Source organism: Zhongshania aliphaticivorans, from assembly GCF_001586255.1.
In the GTDB taxonomy this organism is placed as follows: domain Bacteria; phylum Pseudomonadota; class Gammaproteobacteria; order Pseudomonadales; family Spongiibacteraceae; genus Spongiibacter; species Spongiibacter aliphaticivorans.
The window spans coordinates 3,147,462-3,166,573 of the sequence record NZ_CP014544.1 but is presented as its reverse complement, the minus strand read 5'-3'; the positions used below and the strand labels follow the sequence as shown (position 1 = coordinate 3,166,573).

Below are 19,112 nucleotides of genomic sequence, written 5' to 3'. Positions count from 1 at the left end.
AAATGTAAAAATAGAATAATAGGGACACAGTTATGAGTAACAAGCTTGGTGTGTTTGGCTTAGAGGGCAAGGTCGCGGTTGTCACTGGCGCGGGCGCAGGGATTGGCGAGGCTTGTGCGCGAATGTTTGCACAGGCCGGTGCGGCGGTAATGCTCAGCGATATTAATGTAGAGGCCTGCGAGCGCATTGCCGCCGACCTCAACGCACAAGGCTTGCAAGCCAAAGCGATACGCTTAGACGTGACCAATGAAGATGACTGGGCAGCGCTAAAGTTGGCGCTGCAAGCGTGGCAAAACCGCTGGGATGTACTGCTTAACAATGCCGGTATTTATATTGGCGGTATGTTGGAGGATAACACCGGCGCGCAGGTGAGTAAGATCAATCAAATCAATATCGAATCGGTATTTTTGGGTACCCGCGCAGCGGTGGAGTGCATGAAGCCTGGTGCCATGTTTGGCAGTGGCGGCTCTATTATTAATTTATCGTCTATTGCGGGTTTGGTGGGGGTGACTGGCCACAGTATTTATGGCGCTACCAAAGGCGCGGTGCGCTCATTAAGCAAACACAGCGCGGTGGAGTTTGCCAAATTTGGCTATGGCGTTCGTGTTAATTCTTTGCATCCGGGTTTGATTGAAACAGCAATGGGTGATCAGGCCCTACAAGACTTTGTCGACATTGGCGTTGTGGCCAACGTCGAGGAGGCGGCCGCGCTGCTCAAGTCTGCCATGATCCCCATGGGCCGCTTGGGTAATGTACAAGACATTGCCAACGCCGCGTTGTTTTTAGCGTCGGACGCCAGTGCCTATGTAACGGGAATTGAGCTAACCGTTGATGGCGGTTTTTGCGCGGCATAAGGAGTAGAGGTTGTATGAACTGTAAAGATAAAGTGGCCTTAGTGACTGGCGCCGGGGTCGGCATTGGCGAAGCAACATCTAAAAGTTTGGCTGCTGCTGGCGCGATTGTGGTGGTGAGTGATATCGATGAAGTTGCGGGCAATCGCGTAGCAAATGAATTGAATGCAGCGGGTTATCAAGCCGTATTTATGCACCTCGATGTTTGCGACGAGGCCCAGTGGGCTGGGGTTATTAACGACATAGTTGAGCGCTTTGGGCGCTTGCAGATTTTGATCAATAACGCCGGTATCGCCAATATCTGCGGCATAGAAGACGAAACCCTCGAAGGCTGGCGTAAAACCAATACCATCAATAACGACGCAGTATTCCTCGGGACCCGCGAAGCAATTCGGGTAATGAAAGCATCGGGCGGCAGCATCGTTAATATTTCATCAATAGAAGGTATCGTCGGCGACCCAATGCTACCAGCTTACAATGCCAGCAAAGGTGCGGTGCGCGCATTCACTAAATCGGTGGCATTGTACTGTGCAGACAAAGGCTACGGCATACGCGTCAATTCTGTGCATCCTGGTTACGTGGCAACGCCATTGGTGAGCGGCGCACTGTCGCGTCTAAGCACAGGCGACGCTGATGCGTTTGCTCAGCGCGTGGTTGCCAGTATTCCCATGGGCCGTATGGCGGAAGCTGCAGAGATTGCCAAAGGCATTGTGTTTTTGGCGTCGGATGATGCCAGCTATATGACGGGCTCGGAATTGATTATGGATGGCGGTTATACCGCGCGTTGATGTTATTCGCGTCGCGCCGCTTGGCACGGTATACGGCGGCAAAGGGCTAAAATCTAAAAGCCATTTGCCGTTTCTCAATACATTGCAGAGCGTGTAAATCAGCGGTGTTCTAGAGAAAGCGAGGGCGTGATTCTGCGCCTCTCACCCCCCCGCCAAGCGTCGCCCGCTAAATCAGTGCGCGTTAAATGCCTGCACACAATAACCTTTGGCTAGCGCTTCAAGAATTTGTGGGTCTTTCGCGAGTGCGGGGTTATCTGGAATATGGGCATTGTCGATGAGTTTACGCTTTTCAATCTCAACCTTGGTAAAGCCTTCGGCCATGACAAATAACTTGGCCAGATTCTCTGCGCCGAACATGTCTTTAAAGTCGATGTACACAATAAACGGCGCCGATTCGCCAGCGGTGAATTCACCGTGGCTAGTTTTGGCGATGGCATTAATAGAAAACAAATACATATTTTCTCCAGCGTTAAATAAGCGTGCGTTTATTGGCTAACAATAGCAAGGCGCAGTGCCGACATATTGAGTTGCATATTGCCTAGGGCATCTTTGCCTAGCCCTGTTTCTGCGTCAAAGCTTTCTAGCTCTGCGTGGCTGATGTGCGGGTTGCGGCTCATCAGTGCTTGCAGGCGTTGACGCTCGGCGCTGCGATCTTTGTTGTAATTGTCTAGGGCGGTGCTGATCCACTCTTTGGCGGCGGCTTCGGCCAGTGCTTCAACATTCGGCAGCATGGCGGTAAGGCTGGGGCGCACTTCTCGGAGCAAGGCGGGCATGACCGTTTTTTTAATGCCTTGGGCAAGTTGGTTTAATTTTTTATGAGCAACGCTGGCGGTGAGGTTGCGCTGCTGGTGGTCGACCACCAGGCGGAAACTCTGGGCTGGTAAGTAGCGGGCGAGTTGTAACCACGGCGGCGCTTGTAGGGCCGGGCTGTACAGCGCTTCTAATAATAGGGTACCGGCCTTCAAGCCTTTAACGGCGATGGTGCAAACGGTGGCGCTGCCAAAGTCGCTGGACATAATGAGATCCATACCACCGCTAATCAGCGGATGTTCCCAGCTGAAGTAGGCCATGTCTTCGCGGCTTAGTGCGCGGTCGCGGTCGAAGGTGCCGGTAATGCCGTCTTCTGGCAAATGCGGGAATGCCTCGGTAATCATGTGATCGCCGGGGCGCAAAATCACGGCATTGTCGCTGTGGTCTTCGTGCACTAAACCAAATTGGTCAGAGAGAATGTTCACATACTCGGCGAGACTGTCGCTACGCTGTTCAGCTTCTAAGGAGCTAATTAATTCGGCGGCGCGGGTGGGATTGCAGGAGTTAAGTTCCAGCAAGCGGTTGCGGCCGTTGCGCAGGCTAATCTGCAGTTCTTCTGACTTGTTCGCGGCGCGACTAATTAGCTCAGCGAAGGCGTCACTGCTAGCAGTGCCAGCAAGAGCGGAGAGGAGTTCGCTGCCAAACTCTAACATTAGGGCGTTGCCGACGGTGCAGGGCTGGCTGAAGATCGCCAGTGCGTCGCGATACCAGCTCAGTAATTTGTCTTGGGCGCTGTCTTGGTAATAGGGGACATGCAGATTCACATCGCCGAGTTGGCCGATGCGATCTAAGCGGCCAATGCGCTGTTCTAGCAAGTCTGGATTAAGCGGCAGATCGAATAAGATCAAATGCTGGGCGAATTGGAAGTTGCGGCCTTCGCTGCCAATTTCTGAACAGATCAGCACTTGGGCGCCGTCTTCTGGGTCGGCAAAATAGGCGGCGGCGCGGTCGCGCTCAATGAGGCTAAGATCTTCAATGAAGAGCGCGCTGGCGATGCCACGGCGAACTCGCAGTTGTAATTCCAGGTCTTGGGCGGTGTTCTTGCCGCTGCAAATCAGTAAGACTTTGTCGTCGGGGTGTTGCAGCAAGAATTTCTCTACCCAGCTGACGCGGGGGTCGAGTTTGATCCATGCGTCGCCTAGCAATAGTTCCGGGTGCAGCGCCGACTCTTCGTCGACGAGGCCGAGTGCGGCTTGGTATTCCGCCGGGGCGTCGAGGGGGTGTTCGTGCAATACCCGCTGCGGAAAGCCTCCGACTGAGGCACGGGTATTGCGGAATAGCATGCGGCCAGTGCCGAAGCGGTCGAGGAGATCGCGCACGACTTTTTCGATAATATCGGTGTCGGCATTGCTGGCTAGGGCCGCAAGTTGCGCTGGCTCGAGCAGTTCGCTGAGTTTCGCGGTGAAGCTGGCGTCGGCGAGGGATTCGGCAGGCTGGTCAAGCAAGCCTTGAATCAGTTCGCTAATGCCCTCGTATTGGTTTTGCTCAGCGCGAAACGCCTCTAAACTTGGGTAGCGCGCCGGGTCGAGCAAGCGCAAACGGGCGAAGTGGCCGTCGATACCGGCATTTTCTGGGGTTGCCGTCAGCAGCAGTACGCTGGGTATCTCGGCGCTGAGACGTTCAACCAATTGGTATTCGGCGGAGCTGCTGCCGTCTTCCTGCCAGTGCAGGTGGTGGGCTTCGTCAACCACGAGTACGTCCCAACCGGCTTCCATGAGCTGGCCTTGGCGGCGCTCGTGGGAGCTGATCCAGCTCAGCGGGCAAATGACCAGCTGGGCGTCTTCAAAGGGGTTCTCTTCTTTTTCTTTGGACTCTTCTTCGTCAAAGAATATGCTGCTTGGGTCGTCTTCGTACTGGTCAATTTGCTGGCAGCGGGCTTCATTGAAAATGCTGAATTTTAGGTTAAAGCGGCGCAGCATCTCGACCAGCCACTGGTGTACCAGACTGTCTGGTAGCAGTATCAGTACGCGCTTGGCGCGCTCCAACAGCAGAAGCTGGTGAATGATGAGACCCGCTTCGATGGTTTTACCCAAACCTACTTCATCGGCGAGCAATACCCGCGGGGCGGCGCGGCTGGCAACCTCGGCGGCGATATATAGCTGATGCGGTAGCAGTTGAACCCGGGGACCGAGCAAGCCCAAGGTGCTGGCGGCTTTGCAGGTGTTTTGCTGTTCTAACGTAGCCGCGCGAAGTTCAAAGCGGCGGTGGTGTTCAACTTGACCCGCCAGTAGGCGCTCTTTGGCATTGCTGAGTTTGATGTTGGCACTCAGAATTTGCTCGGGCACGGGATGAATATCGCCGCTCTCGTCTTCGGCAAAATACACGATACAGCCGCTGTGTTCTTGCAGCTCCGTGACGACTAAGCGGCCTTGGCCAGGTACGTCGATCTCATCGCCAATCTGGAATAGCACTCTGGACAGCGGCGCCGCGGCAGCCGCGTAGGTGCGCTCTTCTTCTGCCGCAGGGAAGGCAATAACAACACGACGATTTTGCGCTTCAAGAATAATGCCCAAACCTAGGTCGGGTTCCGGGTTGCTAATCCAGCGTTGGCCAGCGAGAAAAATAGTAGACATATATTTTGGGTACGGCTTGATGTATTGAGTGTGTTCAGGGGGCTTGCACAGGTGCAATGGCCCTGATTTCTGGAGTGCGAATGTTACGCATCAGTGGCAATAAGGGAAAGGTTTAATACTGTAAATCTCACCAAGTGGGGGTCTTGCTCCGCGCTGGTAGGGGTGAAAATGCGGTGCTTTTTCGCCTTTGTGGCATTGAATGTCGACTATTGTCCAATACTGCTGCCGCCGCGCTAGGCTAGACTGTGGGGATTCGCAAACATATCGTCGCTTTCCGGCGTAGAGAGGGCAGGTGCTGGCAAACCAGTGGGTTGTGTTACTGGCGTTTAGTTACGTTGGTTGTTTGTTTTTAATTGCGTGGTGGGCCGATCGGCATACCCAGCGCTCATCGCTGCTGCGTGCCCTGGTGTATAGCTTGTCGCTGGCGGTGTACTGCAGTTCTTGGACCTTTTTTGGTGCGGTTGGCCAGGCAGTTAATGACGGCTGGTCCTTTGTCCCCATCTATCTTGGCCCCATTTTGCTGTTTGTTTTGGCCTGGCCGTTTATTCGCCGCCTGTCGGTAGTGAGTACTCGCAATAGAGTAACCTCGATTGCCGACTTCATTGGTTCGCGCTATGGCAAACACCAGTTTCTTGCCGCCTTGGTGACATTTATTGCGGTGGTTGGCAGCTTGCCCTATATCGCCCTGCAATTAAAAGCCGTGACTCAAGCCTGGTTAACAGTTCAGCGCCTGTGGCAACCCAATTTAATTGAAAATCACAGCAGCACCAGTTTTATAGCCGCCTTAATTTTAGTGGTTTTTACGGTGGCCTTTGGCACCCGGGTGGTGGATAAGCGTCACCGCCACCGAGGTTTGATGGCTGCGATAGCGGTCGAGTCGGTGGTTAAACTCATTGCTTTTCTTGCGGTTGGGGTGTTCGCGATCAGCTTGGTATTTGGCGCAGAGGCGAAGGACCTTGTCCTTGATTACGGCCAATTAGGGGGCTGGCCAGAGCCGATTAATTTTATCACACAGCTGGTGTTGGCGGCGGCAGCGATTGTGTGTTTGCCAAGGCAGTTTCACGTAATGGTGGTTGAACACCATAGCCGTCGGGATATGCGCCTTGCGCGGTGGATATTCCCAGCCTACCTTGCGCTGTTTTGTATCATGATCGCGCCAATAGCGGTACTCGGGCAATCGCTCTTAGGAGGTGGCTTGTCGCCTTATAGTGGCAGCGCCGATATGTTTGTGGTGACCGCGCCGCTGGCAGCAGGCAGCAATAGCTTGGCTGTCGTGGCAATGCTGGGTGGTTTGTCAGCCGCGACGGGCATGGTGATAGTGGCCTGTGTGACCTTGTCGGTGATGATTTGTAATGAATGGATGGTGCCACTTTGGCAGTTTTTTAATCGCGCCCACAGTATTAATGCTAAGTGGCTGCAAAAGGCGCGTCGCGCCGCAATAGCAGCGGTGTTGCTCGCGGCGTGGTTTTTGGAGCAGCAGCTGAATAATCGCGCGGGCTTGGCGTCACTCGGGCTATTGTCATTTGCCGCGGCAGCGCAATTGTTGCCGGCTATCATTGCAGCCTTGTATTGGCCGAGGGCGCATTCCCGTGGCGTGATCATTGGCTTGTTTGTGGGCGGCGCGCTGTGGTTTTACTGCTTGTTGCTACCTGCCTTGTTGGGGCCCTTACACCCCTTGTTGGCGCAGGGCTTATTGGGTTCGCAGTGGTTGCGCCCGGAGGCGTTATTTGGGGTAGATTTTCTGGACCCACTGAGTCACGGTGTGTTTTGGAGCTTACTGCTTAACTGTCTGAGTTTGGCGCTGGTGTCGGGGTTTAGTCGGTTTCGGGCAATTGAATTGCGTCAGGCGCGGGCCTTTACCCAATTGCAGCGGGATTGGGCCTACCAAAAAGCCGATTTTGCCCTGACTAAAATTGAAAGCTGGCAATTGCAACGCATGCTAACGCCGCTATTAGGGCGCGAGCGCAGTCAGCAATTATGGCAGCGTTTTGAGCATCGCCTGGGGCAGCGTTTATTGCCGAATGATCCGGTGCCGAGCTTTGTTGTGAAGGAAGTTGAGTCGGCCCTGGCGGCGATTGTGGGTGCCGTGTCAGCACACCGCACCTTGGATTTGTTACAACGTAAGAAGCCTTTAGAGCTAGATGAGTTTGTGCTTCTCATTGGTGATAGCTCTAAACAATTGCAGTTTGGTCAGGATTTGCTGCAAATTACCCTCGAAACCGTTCCTCAGGGCATTAGTGTGGTTGACGCTAATTTGGACTTGGTGGCGTGGAATAGCCGCTATATGGAGTTATTTGGGTTTCCGGAACGCTTACTGTATATCGGTTGCCCCATTGCGCGGGTTTATCAATTCAATGCTGAGCGGGGCTATTTGCAAAATGCCGATACCGATGTGGATGCGGCGATTGCGCGGCGCTTGGCGCTACTCAGCGACGGCAAATCCTATCGGCTAGAGCGGAGCTTGCCCAATGGCTTAGTGATTGAAATATGCGGAACGCCAATGGCCAACGGCGGCTATGTAACGACCTACACCGATATTAGTGAATATCGCCGTATGTTCAATGAACTGGATGAAACCAAAAACCAGTTAGAGCGCCGTGTAATTGAGCGCACCGCCGCATTGAGCGCTGCGAATGACTCACTGGCCCATGAAAATCAGGCGCGGGCCAAAATTGAACGGGAATTAAATACCGTTTACGCCAGTAAAAGCCGTTTTCTGGCGGCGGCCAGTCACGATTTATTGCAGCCGATTAGTGCGGCACGCTTGTTTACTGCGGCATTGGCTCACCGCACCGCAGCGACTGAGTTGGCTGCAGAGGTGGGGCATATTGACGCGGCATTGACCGGCGCCGAAAGCCTGATTACCTCCTTGCGGGAAGTCGCCCGTTTAGACTCGGGAAATATACGGCTAGATCGCCGCGACTTTTGTTTAAGCGACCTGCTTGAGCCATTGGCGCGGGAGTGCGGCTTGCTTGCCGAGCAAAATGGTTTGGCTCTGCATTTTAGACCGAGCAATGTGTGGGTATACAGCGACCAGCAATTATTGCGGCGGGTTGTGCAAAACTTTCTGTCTAACGCCCTGCGCTATACCCGAACTGGCGGTGTGTTGCTGGGCTGTCGGCGTCGAGGCGATAGCGTCTTAATTCAGGTATGGGATACCGGGCCAGGTATATCGCTGCTGGATCAGCAGCGGGTGTTTGATGAGTTTGAACGCGGTCAGCGGCTTGATCACAATGATGCTGAAAAGGGCCTTGGTCTCGGGCTTTCTATTGTGCAACGAATTAGTCGCTTGCTGGGCCATGAAGTGTCGCTGCATTCCATTGAAGGCCGCGGTAGTGTCTTTGCTATCCGAGTGCCACTGGGTCAGCGGCAGGAGCGCCGATTTATTGCTGATACTCCTCGTTTGCAATCGGAATTGGCGGGAATCAGTGTGCTGTGTATCGACAATGAGGTCGCTATTCGCGCGGGTATGCATGCCTTGCTCAGTCAGTGGGGGTGCAAGGTGTTTACCGGCGCCAATCTCGGTGAAGTTTTGGCGCAGTGGCGCTTAGATACGGCGCCGGATATTGTTTTGGCGGACTTTCATTTGGATGGCGGTGAAACCGGCTTAGAGCTGTTGCAGGCACTGAATTATCACTGGCATACCCGTTTGCCCGCGGTGGTGATCAGCGCAGATAACAGTGCAGAAATACGTGGCCAAGTGGAGGATAGTGGCTATCAGTTTTTGGCGAAACCAGTAAAGCCTGCGGCACTGCGTGGGCTAATTCGGCAACTGGTATTGCGCGCATAGCTCGTTTAGGGAAGGTCTGGCGGGCTGACATCTAATTGGCTGAATGCCAGCGCCGCTTGGGTGCGGGAATGAACGCCGAGCTTGCGAAAAATTTCAGTGACGTGGGCTTTTATGGTCGCTTCGGTGATGTCGAGTTCATAGGCAATTTGCTTGTTGAGCAGGCCTTGTACTAACAGGCTGGCTACGCGAAATTGCTGAGGTGTGAGACTGGCAATATCGCTGGCCATTTTTTGCTCTTTGCTATTTTGCCCAGTTTGAAATTGAATCCCTTCAGGTAGCCAGCGGTCGCCACTAAGCACGGCTTTAATAGCGAGGCTGATTGTTTCTGCTTGACTGCTTTTGGGCAAAAAACCGGCGGCGCCGTGGTCAATGGCACGGCACATGACCTCAGGGCTCTCGCTGGCCGAGACCACTAATACGGGGATTTCAGGGTAGTGGGCTTGCAGGTGTATGAGACCGCTAAAGCCCTGCGCGTCTGGCATATGTAAATCGAGTAAGATTAGATCGCTATTCGTGTCAGTCGCTAAAACACTTTGTAACTCTGCAATAGATGCTACTTCAACAACAAGGCAGTTCTCAAAACTAATGCTGAGGCTTGCTTTAAGTGCCGCGCGAAACAAGGGGTGATCGTCGGCAATGATAAATCGCAGTGTGTCCATCTGATGCCTTTTTTATTTAATTACTGTGGCACAGTGTATAGAAAAATGCCCCGCATTGCAGGGCAAAGACCCGTAGGAATAGCCCCACTATCTCAGTAATAACGCGCCGCTAAAATTAGACCTTGGTCTAGGGTCTAGGGTCTGGGGTCACGGCGAATGGAGTCATGCTTAGACTTTGGTCTAGGCATGACTAAAGGCTAATACCCCTTGGGTATCCGAGAGCCTATAAATTTCGTGTCATTTCCGATACGAGACGGCTCACTATGATAATGAATAAAAAATGGACTCTGGCTAACTTGACTGGCCAAGCGTCGCCGTCAAGCTTGATTGCGTGCTTGGCTTTTGCCGTGCTACCCCTGCCGGTTGTTGCAGACGCTGCGGCTTCCGCGACACCGTATTTAGAGACGCTAGAGCAGCGAGTTGCAGATTTAGAGAAAGTACTTGCTGAAAAAGACGCAACATCCAAGACACAGCAAGTTAAAGGCGCTACTGAATATGCCTTCGGCGGGTATATAAAACTGGATGTCATTGCCAGCCAATATAGCGATGGCGAGCGGGCCTTGGCGGGGGTGGGAGATGATTTTCTCGTCGCCTCAGTGATTCCGGTGGGGGGGGAGTCTGGCGACACCCATCTTGATATGCATGCCAAGCATTCGCGCATTTGGTTTAAAACCACTACTGCTACCGAGCTTGGTACCGTGGGCAGTTATATTGAGATGGATTTTGGCGTGAATCAAATTGGCGATGAGCGTATCAGCAACTCCGCCGCATCGCGTATTCGACACGCGTATTTAAACTGGCAGTACGATGCCGACAGTTCAATACTGGCTGGTCAGACGTGGAGCACGTTTTTTAATGTGGGCAGCTTACCCGATATCCTCGACTTTGTTGGCCCCGTGGGTACCTTGTTTGAGCGTCAGGCGCAATTGCGCTGGACCCGTGCGTTGAGTGCGACAAGTTCGCTGATGCTGGCAGTGGAAAACCCCTCGAGTGGCTTATACGGTGAAGATGGCTCTGCCGCAGGAGCTAGCGCTTACGATAATAATGCCCTGCCCGATACGGTGCTACGCTATAACGCAAAGTCAGGTGATTTTAGTTATAGCTTTGCGGCGTTGCTACGGGAGCTTGCCTATAAGCAAAATTTTACTAACAGTCAGGCACAGGCGATACGCGGTGACGACAGTGTGTATGGCTACGGCTTGAGCTTTGCAGGTATTTGGCAATTCGGCGCAGATGATGTTCGGCTGCAGATCAGTGCCGGTAATGCCCTAGGGCGTTATCTTGGTTTGCAAACTTATCGGGACGGCGTTATTGCCGACAATGGCGATATCGACTTAATTGATACCGTGGGAGGCTATATTGCCTACCGGCATTTTTGGGCGCCAAAATGGCGTAGTAGTTTGGTGTTGTCGGCCAGCTCTGCCGATAACCCTAATACGGTTGCAGCCACTACGGCGGCCTCTTATCAAAGTGCCCACGCCAATCTCATTTACGCGCCAATCGCAGGGCTCAATTTTGGCGTTGAATATATTCGCGCGACTAAAAATAACGAGCGACCGGTGAATAGTGACGATAGCGGCGATGTTGATCGTCTACAATTTAGTGCGAAATACACGTTTTAACGGCTGCTCGACTAAGGTCGAATGGTGAGTGAGCGAATTAACTGCAATGCTTTGGCTATAAGACGAAATAAAACAGGAGAACACAATAATGGCATTTCATTCGAAAGAACTGGCGAAAGCCTATTGGCGAGAAAACGTGAAGCTCTTACTCAGCTTGCTCTTTGTATGGGCGCTAGTGTCGTTTGGCTTTGGAATTGTGTTTGTTGATGCGCTTAACCAAATCCAGTTTTTTGGTTTTAAGCTGGGGTTTTGGTTTGCTCAGCAGGGCTCGATATACACCTTTGTGGTACTGATTTTTGTGTATGTATACAAAATGAATCGCCTCGACGAAAAATACGATGTCCAAGAAGACTAGGGGTGAATGATGGATATTAGAATCTGGACGTTTTTAATTGTTGGTTTGAGTTTTGTATTGTATATCGCCATAGCGATTTACTGTCGGGCCGGTACCACCAAAGAATTTTACGTGGCCGGGGGCGGTGTTCACCCCGTTGTTAACGGCATGGCGACGGCAGCAGACTGGATGAGTGCGGCCTCGTTTATCTCAATGGCCGGTCTTATTTCCTTTATGGGCTACGACGGCGCAGTCTATTTAATGGGCTGGACTGGGGGCTATGTTTTGCTAGCGCTCTGCTTGGCGCCTTACTTGCGTAAGTTTGGCAAATTTACCGTGCCGGACTTTATTGGTGACCGCTACTACTCGCAAACGGCGCGAACTGTGGCTGTGGTCTGCGCGATTTTTGTGTCCTTCACCTATGTGGCTGGGCAAATGCGAGGGGTCGGGGTCGTGTTCAGTCGCTTTCTGGAGGTAGATATTACCACCGGGGTGATATTGGGTATGGCCATTGTATTCTTCTACGCCGTATTGGGCGGCATGAAGGGTATCACCTATACACAGGTTGCTCAGTACTGCGTACTAATGATGGCTTATTTAGTGCCCGCGATCTTTATCTCGATCATGATCACTGGGCATGTGATTCCCCAATTCGGCTTTGGTGCAACCTTGGCAGACGGCTCGGGGATAAGTTTGCTTGATAAGCTCGATGGCTTGTCGGCGGAGCTCGGTTTTGCCGCCTATACCAGTGGCACTAAGTCGACGATGGATGTCTTGTTTATTACTGCTGCCTTAATGGTTGGCACGGCGGGCTTGCCCCATGTAATTGTGCGTTTCTTCACGGTTCCTAAGGTAAAAGACGCACGTAAATCTGCGGGCTGGGCGCTGATTTTTATCGCGGTTCTGTATACCACTGCACCTGCGGTTGCTGGTTTTGCTCGCCTGAATATGATCAATACCATCAACGGCGCTGATAGTCAGGGTACTGAGTACAGCAAAGCGCCGACGTGGGTAACCAACTGGGAACAAACTGGCTTGATTGGCTGGGAAGATAAAAACGACGATGGTCGTATGTTCTACTCAGGTGACGAGCGCAATGAAATGCACATAGATCGCGACATTATGGTCTTGGCCAATCCTGAAATTGCCAATCTGCCAGCCTGGGTTATTGCCCTTGTTGCAGCGGGTGGTGTAGCCGCAGCGCTGTCTACTTCGGCAGGCTTGCTACTGGTTATATCAACGTCGATCTCTCACGATTTGCTGAAGCGTAATTTAATGCCGAATATCTCGGATAAGTTAGAGCTACGCTACGCTCGTGGGGCTGCAGCCGTTGCAGTGTGCATCGCTGGGTATTTAGGCATTAATCCGCCGGGCTTTGTGGCGCAGGTGGTGGCCTTTGCCTTTGGTTTGGCGGCATCGAGTTTCTTCCCGGCGATTATCCTTGGCATCTTCTATAAGCGCATGAATAAATACGGCGCAATTTCAGGCATGGTTAGTGGCATTGTGTTTACCGCTACATATATCGTGTACTTCAAATTTATCAACCCTGCGGCAAGCGTGCCTGCCAACTGGTGGTTTGGTGTGTCACCAGAAGGCATTGGCACCCTGGGCATGCTGGTGAACTTTGTGGTTGCCGGTGTGGTTTGTCACTTTACGCCAGCACCTCCACAAGACGTGCAGGATATGGTAGAGAGTATTCGCTACCCACAGGGATCGGGTGAAGCTCAGGTTCATTAAGTTATTTGAGTAAGACGCCAAAGCCGCTAGCAATTTTTGTTAGCGGCTTTTTTATGGATTGAAAACTTAATTTTTTAAATACTGAATGGTTGTTGAAATTTTTTAATACGTTGTCGTTAAACTGGCATTTACTTAGCTGTGTCGGTCTCTGCTGGCCTAATAGTGTCGCCGTTAGGTAACAGTTATTAATAAAAATAAATATTTTTTATTAATTATAATAAAAAAATTAAATTAGCACTTGATCGATTAGTTTCTAGGCCTTAGTGTTTCACGCATTGCAGATGGAGCTGCGGAATCATATGTAAATAAACTTCTCCGTCTTGTTGATTCTCAAATTTCATGTTCTCGACATTGCAATTTACTGTTATGCGTTTGAGTGAAAAATAATGGGCAACGCAGACATGTATTTGAATCGAGGTCCGTGACACAATGTTTAAACAAGCGTTATTGTTTGTTCTGATTTTTCTGTCGCCTAGCATGCTCTTGGCGGCGCCGCTCAATAATTTGAAATCCTTTCAGATTGAGTCTGTTGTCGCGGGAGACGACGGCCCTATTGGCCGATATTACTCCCTGCGCGCCTATAATAGCGGTGCACATGATAGGGTTCAGGATATTGCACCAGATCAGCGTGGCGGTAGCAAAGTGTTGTCTGCTTACTTTAAAGATACTGGTCGCCGCTGGGTGTATTTGGCTACCCGAAAAAGCGGTGTGATTCACCGTAGTTATTTTGATTTGCTAAGTGGCAATATTGGACAGGCGAGTGCAGAACATAATCCCGAAGTGATGCCGATTGGTGACGGTTGGTATCGTATTAGCATTGGCTATAACGCCGAAAATGTCACCAGCGTGCACTTAGGTATTGCAGGGCAAAATGGCAGTCCGTATTTTAGCGGGCAAACGAATTTGGATAGAGTGTATTTTTCTGCACCAGATATTAGTGATAGACCGGCGAGTGGCGCTAGCCCCAGTGCGATAATACCGCAAAAAGGGCTGTGGGTTTGGCGGGCTGATCCAGTGCTAGACATAGAAAAACGCACTGAATTACTGAGCTTTATGCTTAATAAGGGGCTGAATACCGCCTATATCGACGCCAGAATACCCGTCCTCAATAATCATTATATGCTCTCGGAGTTTATTCGAACTTTTCAGTCCCGGGGTATTGCCGTTGAGCTTATGTTTGGCAAGCCGGAATGGGCGCTGCGTGACCATCACCACGAGCTGTTGAGTTTGGTCGATCAGGCGGTTGAATACAGTCGCCGCTACCCAGATGCACGACCGACGGCGATTCACCTAGACATAGAAGCGCACTTGGTTTCACAGTGGCAAGATCAGCGCGACTGGGTCGCTAATCAATTATTAGACTTGCTGGCCGAGGCGCGCAGTCGTGCGGCAGTCGTTGGCTTGCCACTGGTTGCCGATATGCCAGTGTGGTGGGATAGCTTTGCGGTGAGTCGTTACGGGGCTTCTAGACCATTGCACCAGTGGTTTATTGACGCGACTGATCGGGTAGCGCTGATGGATTATCGTGACACCGAGCAGCGGATTATTAATGATGCTGATGAGGAGTTGCGCTATGCATCAACACAAAATAAGCAGGTAGTGCTTGGCGTTGAGACCATGTGTATTCCCCCAACGTTGATTACCTTTTGTGAAGAGGGGAGCGCAAATATGGAATATGTATTACAAAGAGTACACAGCCAATTGCCTGCTAATAATCGAAGCTACAATGGCTTCGCAGTTCATCATTACGAGGCTTATCGTACGATGCGGCGCTAGCCGCCAACACGTAACTTGGGCGAAGCTTTTCCTGCAAGGCGTTTTAGCCTTCGGGTTTAGCCGCAGGCCACTAAAAAATACCTAGGCCTATTTAAACGCTGCCGATTTTGGTGGCGGTTTTTTTTGTGTGGGTTGCGCGGAATCCTACCTTTTTGTAGGTGAGCTGGTTAATATGAGGACGATTAGCGTTTTATGATGCGTAACTGAGTTATATCGAGGTAAGTAATGGCATTGGATTTAGAAGAGCTACATCGCTTTGTTAATACTGTGCTGAAAGCGAATGACGGTGATCATTTTACGACATTAGGAATTCGTTCAGAATATGTTGAGTTGCACCGAGTTGGCATGTCGATGCCATACAGCGACGCGCTGATTGGCGACCCAGACACTGGGGTTATTCACGGTGGAGCAATCACCGCTTTGTTGGATAGCTGTTGTGGCTTTGCTGCGGCGACCGCATTAGATGATTTGGCCATGGTGCCGACTATCGATTTGCGTATTGATTATATGCGCGCTGCGACGCCAAGCCTTACGGTATATGCCGACGCTGAGGTGTATCGCGTATCTGAAAGTGTAATTTTCACCAGAGCCATTGCTCACCACGGGGATGCTGGTCAGGCAATTGCAGCCGCTGTTGGTAATTTCTTCCGAATGGAGCTCGCGTTGTTTACCGATATGCGTCGTGAGTTTCGTGCAGCGCAAAAATTGAAACAATCAGGGCAGAAGTCCCGTGGTAGCGACAATGAATGATTTGGAATTGCATCAACTTATTAACCGAGTTCCTTATGCGCAAACGCTTGGTATACAAGTGGGAGGGGAGAACGATTGCTTTTTGTTACCGACCAAAAAGAGCAATATCGGCAACCCGACACTGCCAGCGTTACATGGTGGGGCAATTGCTGGTTTTATGGAGTTGTCGGCAATGATGTATGTCTTGCGGCATAGCAACAGTGAAAAATTTCCCAAGGTGGTCGATTTCGCGGTGGACTATGTGCGTGCAGGCAAGTATGTGGCTACACATTCGCGCTGCAAGTTGATCTATCTCGGTAGGCGAATGATTAACGTGAGTATAAGTGCGTGGCAGGAAGATGAAGCTGCGCCTATAGCAATGGCTAGGGCGCAGTTTTTGGTTAAAGAGTGAAACTTTAATTTAGCCTAAGGTTTGCTTTGCAAATATTGTTTTGGCGTCATATTAAACCAGCGTTTAAACGCTCTATTAAATGAGCTTTGTTCGTTGTACCCCAATAAACCCGCTATTTGTGACATGGGTATGGCGTCGTGCGCAAGAAGTTTTTTAGCTTCGGTAATTCTAACTTCGTCAACAAGTGCTTCAAAGGTGTATCCCTCTGATTGCAATTTCCGGTGCAGCGCACGTTCATGAAGCTTCATGTTTTCTGCAATTACCGGGCGTGACAGTTGGCCGGTCGGTAGCAGTTTTTGAATTAAATGACGAGCTTGCTTGCTGGTCGATAAATTCGGTTTACTTGTGGAATTGGAATCTATTTCTACCATAGAGAGATAGCTGGATACCAAACCGTGAAGCTGAGGGTTGTGGGAGCTCAATTCGATATCTAAAAAGTCGGTGTCGAGCTCTATTGAATCATATTTTTGATTAAATACCGTTGGGCAATTGAACGCGCTTTGATAATGCCTTTCTGGACCGATTTTTGAATGACGGAAATGAACGGCCCGCGCCTTAAATTTTCCTTCGGTAAGCAAGTGAATAATGTGAAGCGTGCAAGCGACAGCGTGCTCAACTGCCTGTCGACTGTGATTGGCGTTGACATTAATGAGATCTAAGCAGACATGGCTTGGTTGGTCCTCACTCTCTCTCAATGTGAGTGAAATGGCGGGGGTGAAATGGTACAGAAATTTTCCTACACTTGTTAATGCTGACCTGACATCGTGCGCAGATAGTGCTAAAAAAGCAACTGGACCAAGAATAGAGTGATCCTGTCGCATAGCAAGTTGTAAGCCAATATTGGGTAGATTTAGGCTTGTGGCACTTAACTCAAGTAGGTCGATAAAGCTTTGATATGGGAAAAAATAGTCTTCCTGATCTAGTTGACTGTAATCTATACCTGCTTTGAGGCATAAATCCTCAGCATTACCTTGTAGCTCCTCAATTAGGGATACAAAATTATTTAGGCAGCTGGCCCGTACGCGTGCAGTCATTGAGTCTCACAGGTATATAGGTATTGTTATCGTTGTGGGTACGTTTTTGATCTGCTCGGAGCATAGCAAGAATATGCAGAGTTTCCTACTCAGGGAATGAGTGGCACTTCGGTGTAGGCGGGGGAGCTACCCATTGTCTGCACGGCTGCTTTGGTGCTGTTTGTTTATATTGGTTTCGGGGGGCTACTGTATGACGAACTAAATATAGCGCGGGAACACTCGCCCGCATTTAAGGGCGAGCGGTGAAAGGTGTTTTAAAGTTGTGAATTAATCAGCCCATCGATTAGGGGAAGGGTTGGAATAAATGGCTTTAAATTTTCACTGTAAGTCGCCTGTATTACATCGCCACCAGGTAATCCGGAGAGAACGTTATTTATGATTAGGTTGCCCTGTAGTAGATCGCTGATAACGGTAGTATTTTCCGGCCCTTTTAATAGAACATCATAAGTGATTAGTAATGGATTATTTGGCAGTATATTGAATAGCGGTGACGAATTTAACCCAATGGCTGCGGTGGTTGCTTGGAGTGGGTCAACTAGCGTCACCACTAATCCCCCGCTTAGGCTCCCCAATGTGTCGGTAATACCCTGAAGCGGACCTAAGCTTTGGGCGTTGACAAGTGATGGGCCAGTCATTAATGCTGCGGTTAAAGTTGAGTACGGAAGTAGTTTTTTTAACATTATTTTCTCCGGTATATAAAAGTGACGGGGTTATACGAGCGTCCATGCTCTTTGAGTAAGCTAATACATCCAGTATTACGCTGCTTTAATTCGCTCCTCTCAGCATACCGCTTGAACAATTTTAGCCATCGCTGCAGGGGGTATATTGTAAAACATTGCGGCAGGGTCAGATGCAATCGCATGGTAAATAGCATCTTGCTTATCTTGGTTGACCTCCCAGCGTTTAAAGTTGGTTGTACAGCCTATGCGCTGTTGGAAGTCTATTAAGAATTTAATGCAATTGCCCAATAGTTCTTGGTCACTACCATTTTGAGAAAGATTGAGTGCTTTGGCGAGCCGCTGCCCTTTGCCTGCATAAAATTCAGGGCATGCTTCCATCACGACGGGAAGGAGCGCGGCATTGGCGTCGCCGTGGGGGATGTGGAACATGCCGCCGAATGCGTGGGCGCAGTTGTGAATGGGGATTGCGTTTAGGCTACCGCCGAAGGCGTCGATTGCTAGGCTGCTCGCTTGTAACATATTTGAGCGCGCGACAACGTCCTTGCCATTATCGATCACCTTGGGCAAATTTTCGACAATCATTTGTGCGGCATGAAATGCGTGAGCGTCCGTCATGGCATTCGCAGTTGGCGAGGCGACAGCCTCCAGTGCGTGTGTTAGAGCATCCATTCCTGTTGCAGCGGTGAGGAAGTCCGGTAGTCCTAAGCACAGATTCCCGTCTAGTACCGCCATGTCGGGCTCTAGAAAAGGCGCGACAAGGTTGGTTTTAATACCTAAGGCTTCATTGTAGAACACCGCTACTGGTGAAACCTCTGCTCCTGTGCCAGCAGTGGTAGGTACGCCGATATGAGGGATCCCCGAGTGCTGGCAGCTTGGCCAGGCATCAATTTTAATCCCACTCTGAAGTAAGTCGGCGATATCTGTTGCCCCGTGTTGAAGGGAGTATTTGACACCTTTTGAGGCATCTAGAACACTGCCGCCACCCACTGCCAGAATGGCATCGGCCGCCACGGACCTAGCATAAGCAGTTGCAGCGTTTACGGATTGGCAGGCTGCGTCTTGGCTTATGCCGGTATAAACGCCTACTAGCACGGCTTTATTGCTAGAGCAGCTGGCGAATACTGCCTTTATTTGGTCTACGATGCCGGCCTGTTCGAGACCAATATCGCTAAATAGCACCACTCTTTTGGCACCCATGCCTTCAAATAGCGCGGGTATGCGAATAACTGAGCCTGCGGCGCAATGAATCGTGCTGCGCATATTGTACTGATAGTAATGTGAGCTAGACATGCTGGTATCCTATTAATAATTAGCGTT

Annotated in this window: 15 protein-coding genes; 9 read left to right on the top strand and 6 right to left on the bottom strand. The window is 50.8% G+C overall.

What is annotated here, in order from left to right; all coding sequences use genetic code 11:
- Positions 1-32 precede the first annotated feature (32 nt).
- Positions 33-854: an SDR family NAD(P)-dependent oxidoreductase gene (locus tag AZF00_RS14015; RefSeq protein ID WP_008251373.1), complete on the top strand. Its 822-nt coding sequence runs from the start codon at positions 33-35 to the stop codon at positions 852-854.
- A 14-nt stretch (positions 855-868) separates the two neighbouring features.
- Positions 869-1,639 (top strand): glucose 1-dehydrogenase, encoded by a 771-nt coding sequence (locus AZF00_RS14010; RefSeq protein WP_008251372.1) that lies wholly within the window; start codon positions 869-871, stop codon positions 1,637-1,639.
- A 171-nt stretch (positions 1,640-1,810) separates the two neighbouring features.
- Here the strand turns inward: AZF00_RS14010 and AZF00_RS14005 are convergent, their stop codons facing one another.
- Entirely contained in the window at positions 1,811-2,095 is a 285-nt protein-coding gene (locus AZF00_RS14005) for a hypothetical protein (RefSeq protein WP_008251371.1), read from the bottom strand.
- Positions 2,096-2,124: 29 nt separating this feature from the next.
- On the bottom strand, positions 2,125-5,022 hold the full coding sequence (gene rapA / locus AZF00_RS14000; protein ID WP_008251370.1) for an RNA polymerase-associated protein RapA: 2,898 nt from the start codon (positions 5,020-5,022) through the stop codon (positions 2,125-2,127).
- Between the two features lie 292 nt (positions 5,023-5,314).
- Here rapA and AZF00_RS13995 point away from each other — a divergent pair, with 292 nt between their 5' ends.
- Entirely contained in the window at positions 5,315-8,812 is a 3,498-nt protein-coding gene (locus AZF00_RS13995) for a hybrid sensor histidine kinase/response regulator (protein WP_008251368.1), read from the top strand.
- A gap of 5 nt (positions 8,813-8,817) precedes the next feature.
- Here AZF00_RS13995 and AZF00_RS13990 read toward each other — a convergent pair whose 3' ends face one another.
- The gene (locus AZF00_RS13990; protein WP_008251366.1) at positions 8,818-9,471 is read right to left on the bottom strand and encodes a response regulator; all 654 of its coding nucleotides are present in this window, start codon (positions 9,469-9,471) and stop codon (positions 8,818-8,820) included.
- 269 nt (positions 9,472-9,740) lie between these two features.
- On the opposite strand from AZF00_RS13990, the gene AZF00_RS13985 reads away from it, so the two are divergent.
- From AZF00_RS13985 to AZF00_RS13960, 6 genes are all read left to right on the top strand, one after another.
- On the top strand, positions 9,741-11,093 hold the full coding sequence (locus AZF00_RS13985; protein ID WP_197465661.1) for a DcaP family trimeric outer membrane transporter: 1,353 nt from the start codon (positions 9,741-9,743) through the stop codon (positions 11,091-11,093).
- A gap of 88 nt (positions 11,094-11,181) precedes the next feature.
- Complete coding sequence (locus AZF00_RS13980; RefSeq protein ID WP_008251362.1) at positions 11,182-11,448, top strand: DUF4212 domain-containing protein; 267 nt, start codon at positions 11,182-11,184, stop codon at positions 11,446-11,448.
- Positions 11,449-11,457: 9 nt separating this feature from the next.
- Positions 11,458-13,164: a sodium:solute symporter family protein gene (locus tag AZF00_RS13975; protein ID WP_008251359.1), complete on the top strand. Its 1,707-nt coding sequence runs from the start codon at positions 11,458-11,460 to the stop codon at positions 13,162-13,164.
- A gap of 429 nt (positions 13,165-13,593) precedes the next feature.
- Positions 13,594-14,940, top strand: a complete 1,347-nt coding sequence (locus AZF00_RS13970; protein ID WP_008251358.1) for a phage head spike fiber domain-containing protein — start codon at positions 13,594-13,596, stop codon at positions 14,938-14,940.
- A gap of 225 nt (positions 14,941-15,165) precedes the next feature.
- Positions 15,166-15,690 (top strand): PaaI family thioesterase, encoded by a 525-nt coding sequence (locus AZF00_RS13965; RefSeq protein WP_008251357.1) that lies wholly within the window; start codon positions 15,166-15,168, stop codon positions 15,688-15,690.
- A complete protein-coding gene (locus tag AZF00_RS13960; RefSeq protein ID WP_008251356.1) occupies positions 15,683-16,081 on the top strand; it encodes a PaaI family thioesterase in 399 nt (132 codons plus the stop codon). The genes AZF00_RS13965 and AZF00_RS13960 overlap by 8 nt, the downstream gene beginning before the upstream one ends.
- Positions 16,082-16,095: 14 nt before the next feature.
- Here the strand turns inward: AZF00_RS13960 and AZF00_RS13955 are convergent, their stop codons facing one another.
- From AZF00_RS13955 to AZF00_RS13945, 3 genes are all read right to left on the bottom strand, one after another.
- Entirely contained in the window at positions 16,096-17,115 is a 1,020-nt protein-coding gene (locus AZF00_RS13955; protein ID WP_008251355.1) for an AraC family transcriptional regulator, read from the bottom strand.
- 254 nt (positions 17,116-17,369) lie between these two features.
- Positions 17,370-17,795, bottom strand: coding sequence for a hypothetical protein (locus AZF00_RS13950; protein ID WP_008251354.1), 426 nt, complete (start codon positions 17,793-17,795; stop codon positions 17,370-17,372).
- A gap of 99 nt (positions 17,796-17,894) precedes the next feature.
- Entirely contained in the window at positions 17,895-19,085 is a 1,191-nt protein-coding gene (locus AZF00_RS13945; RefSeq protein WP_008251353.1) for an iron-containing alcohol dehydrogenase, read from the bottom strand.
- Positions 19,086-19,112: the final 27 nt, after the last annotated feature.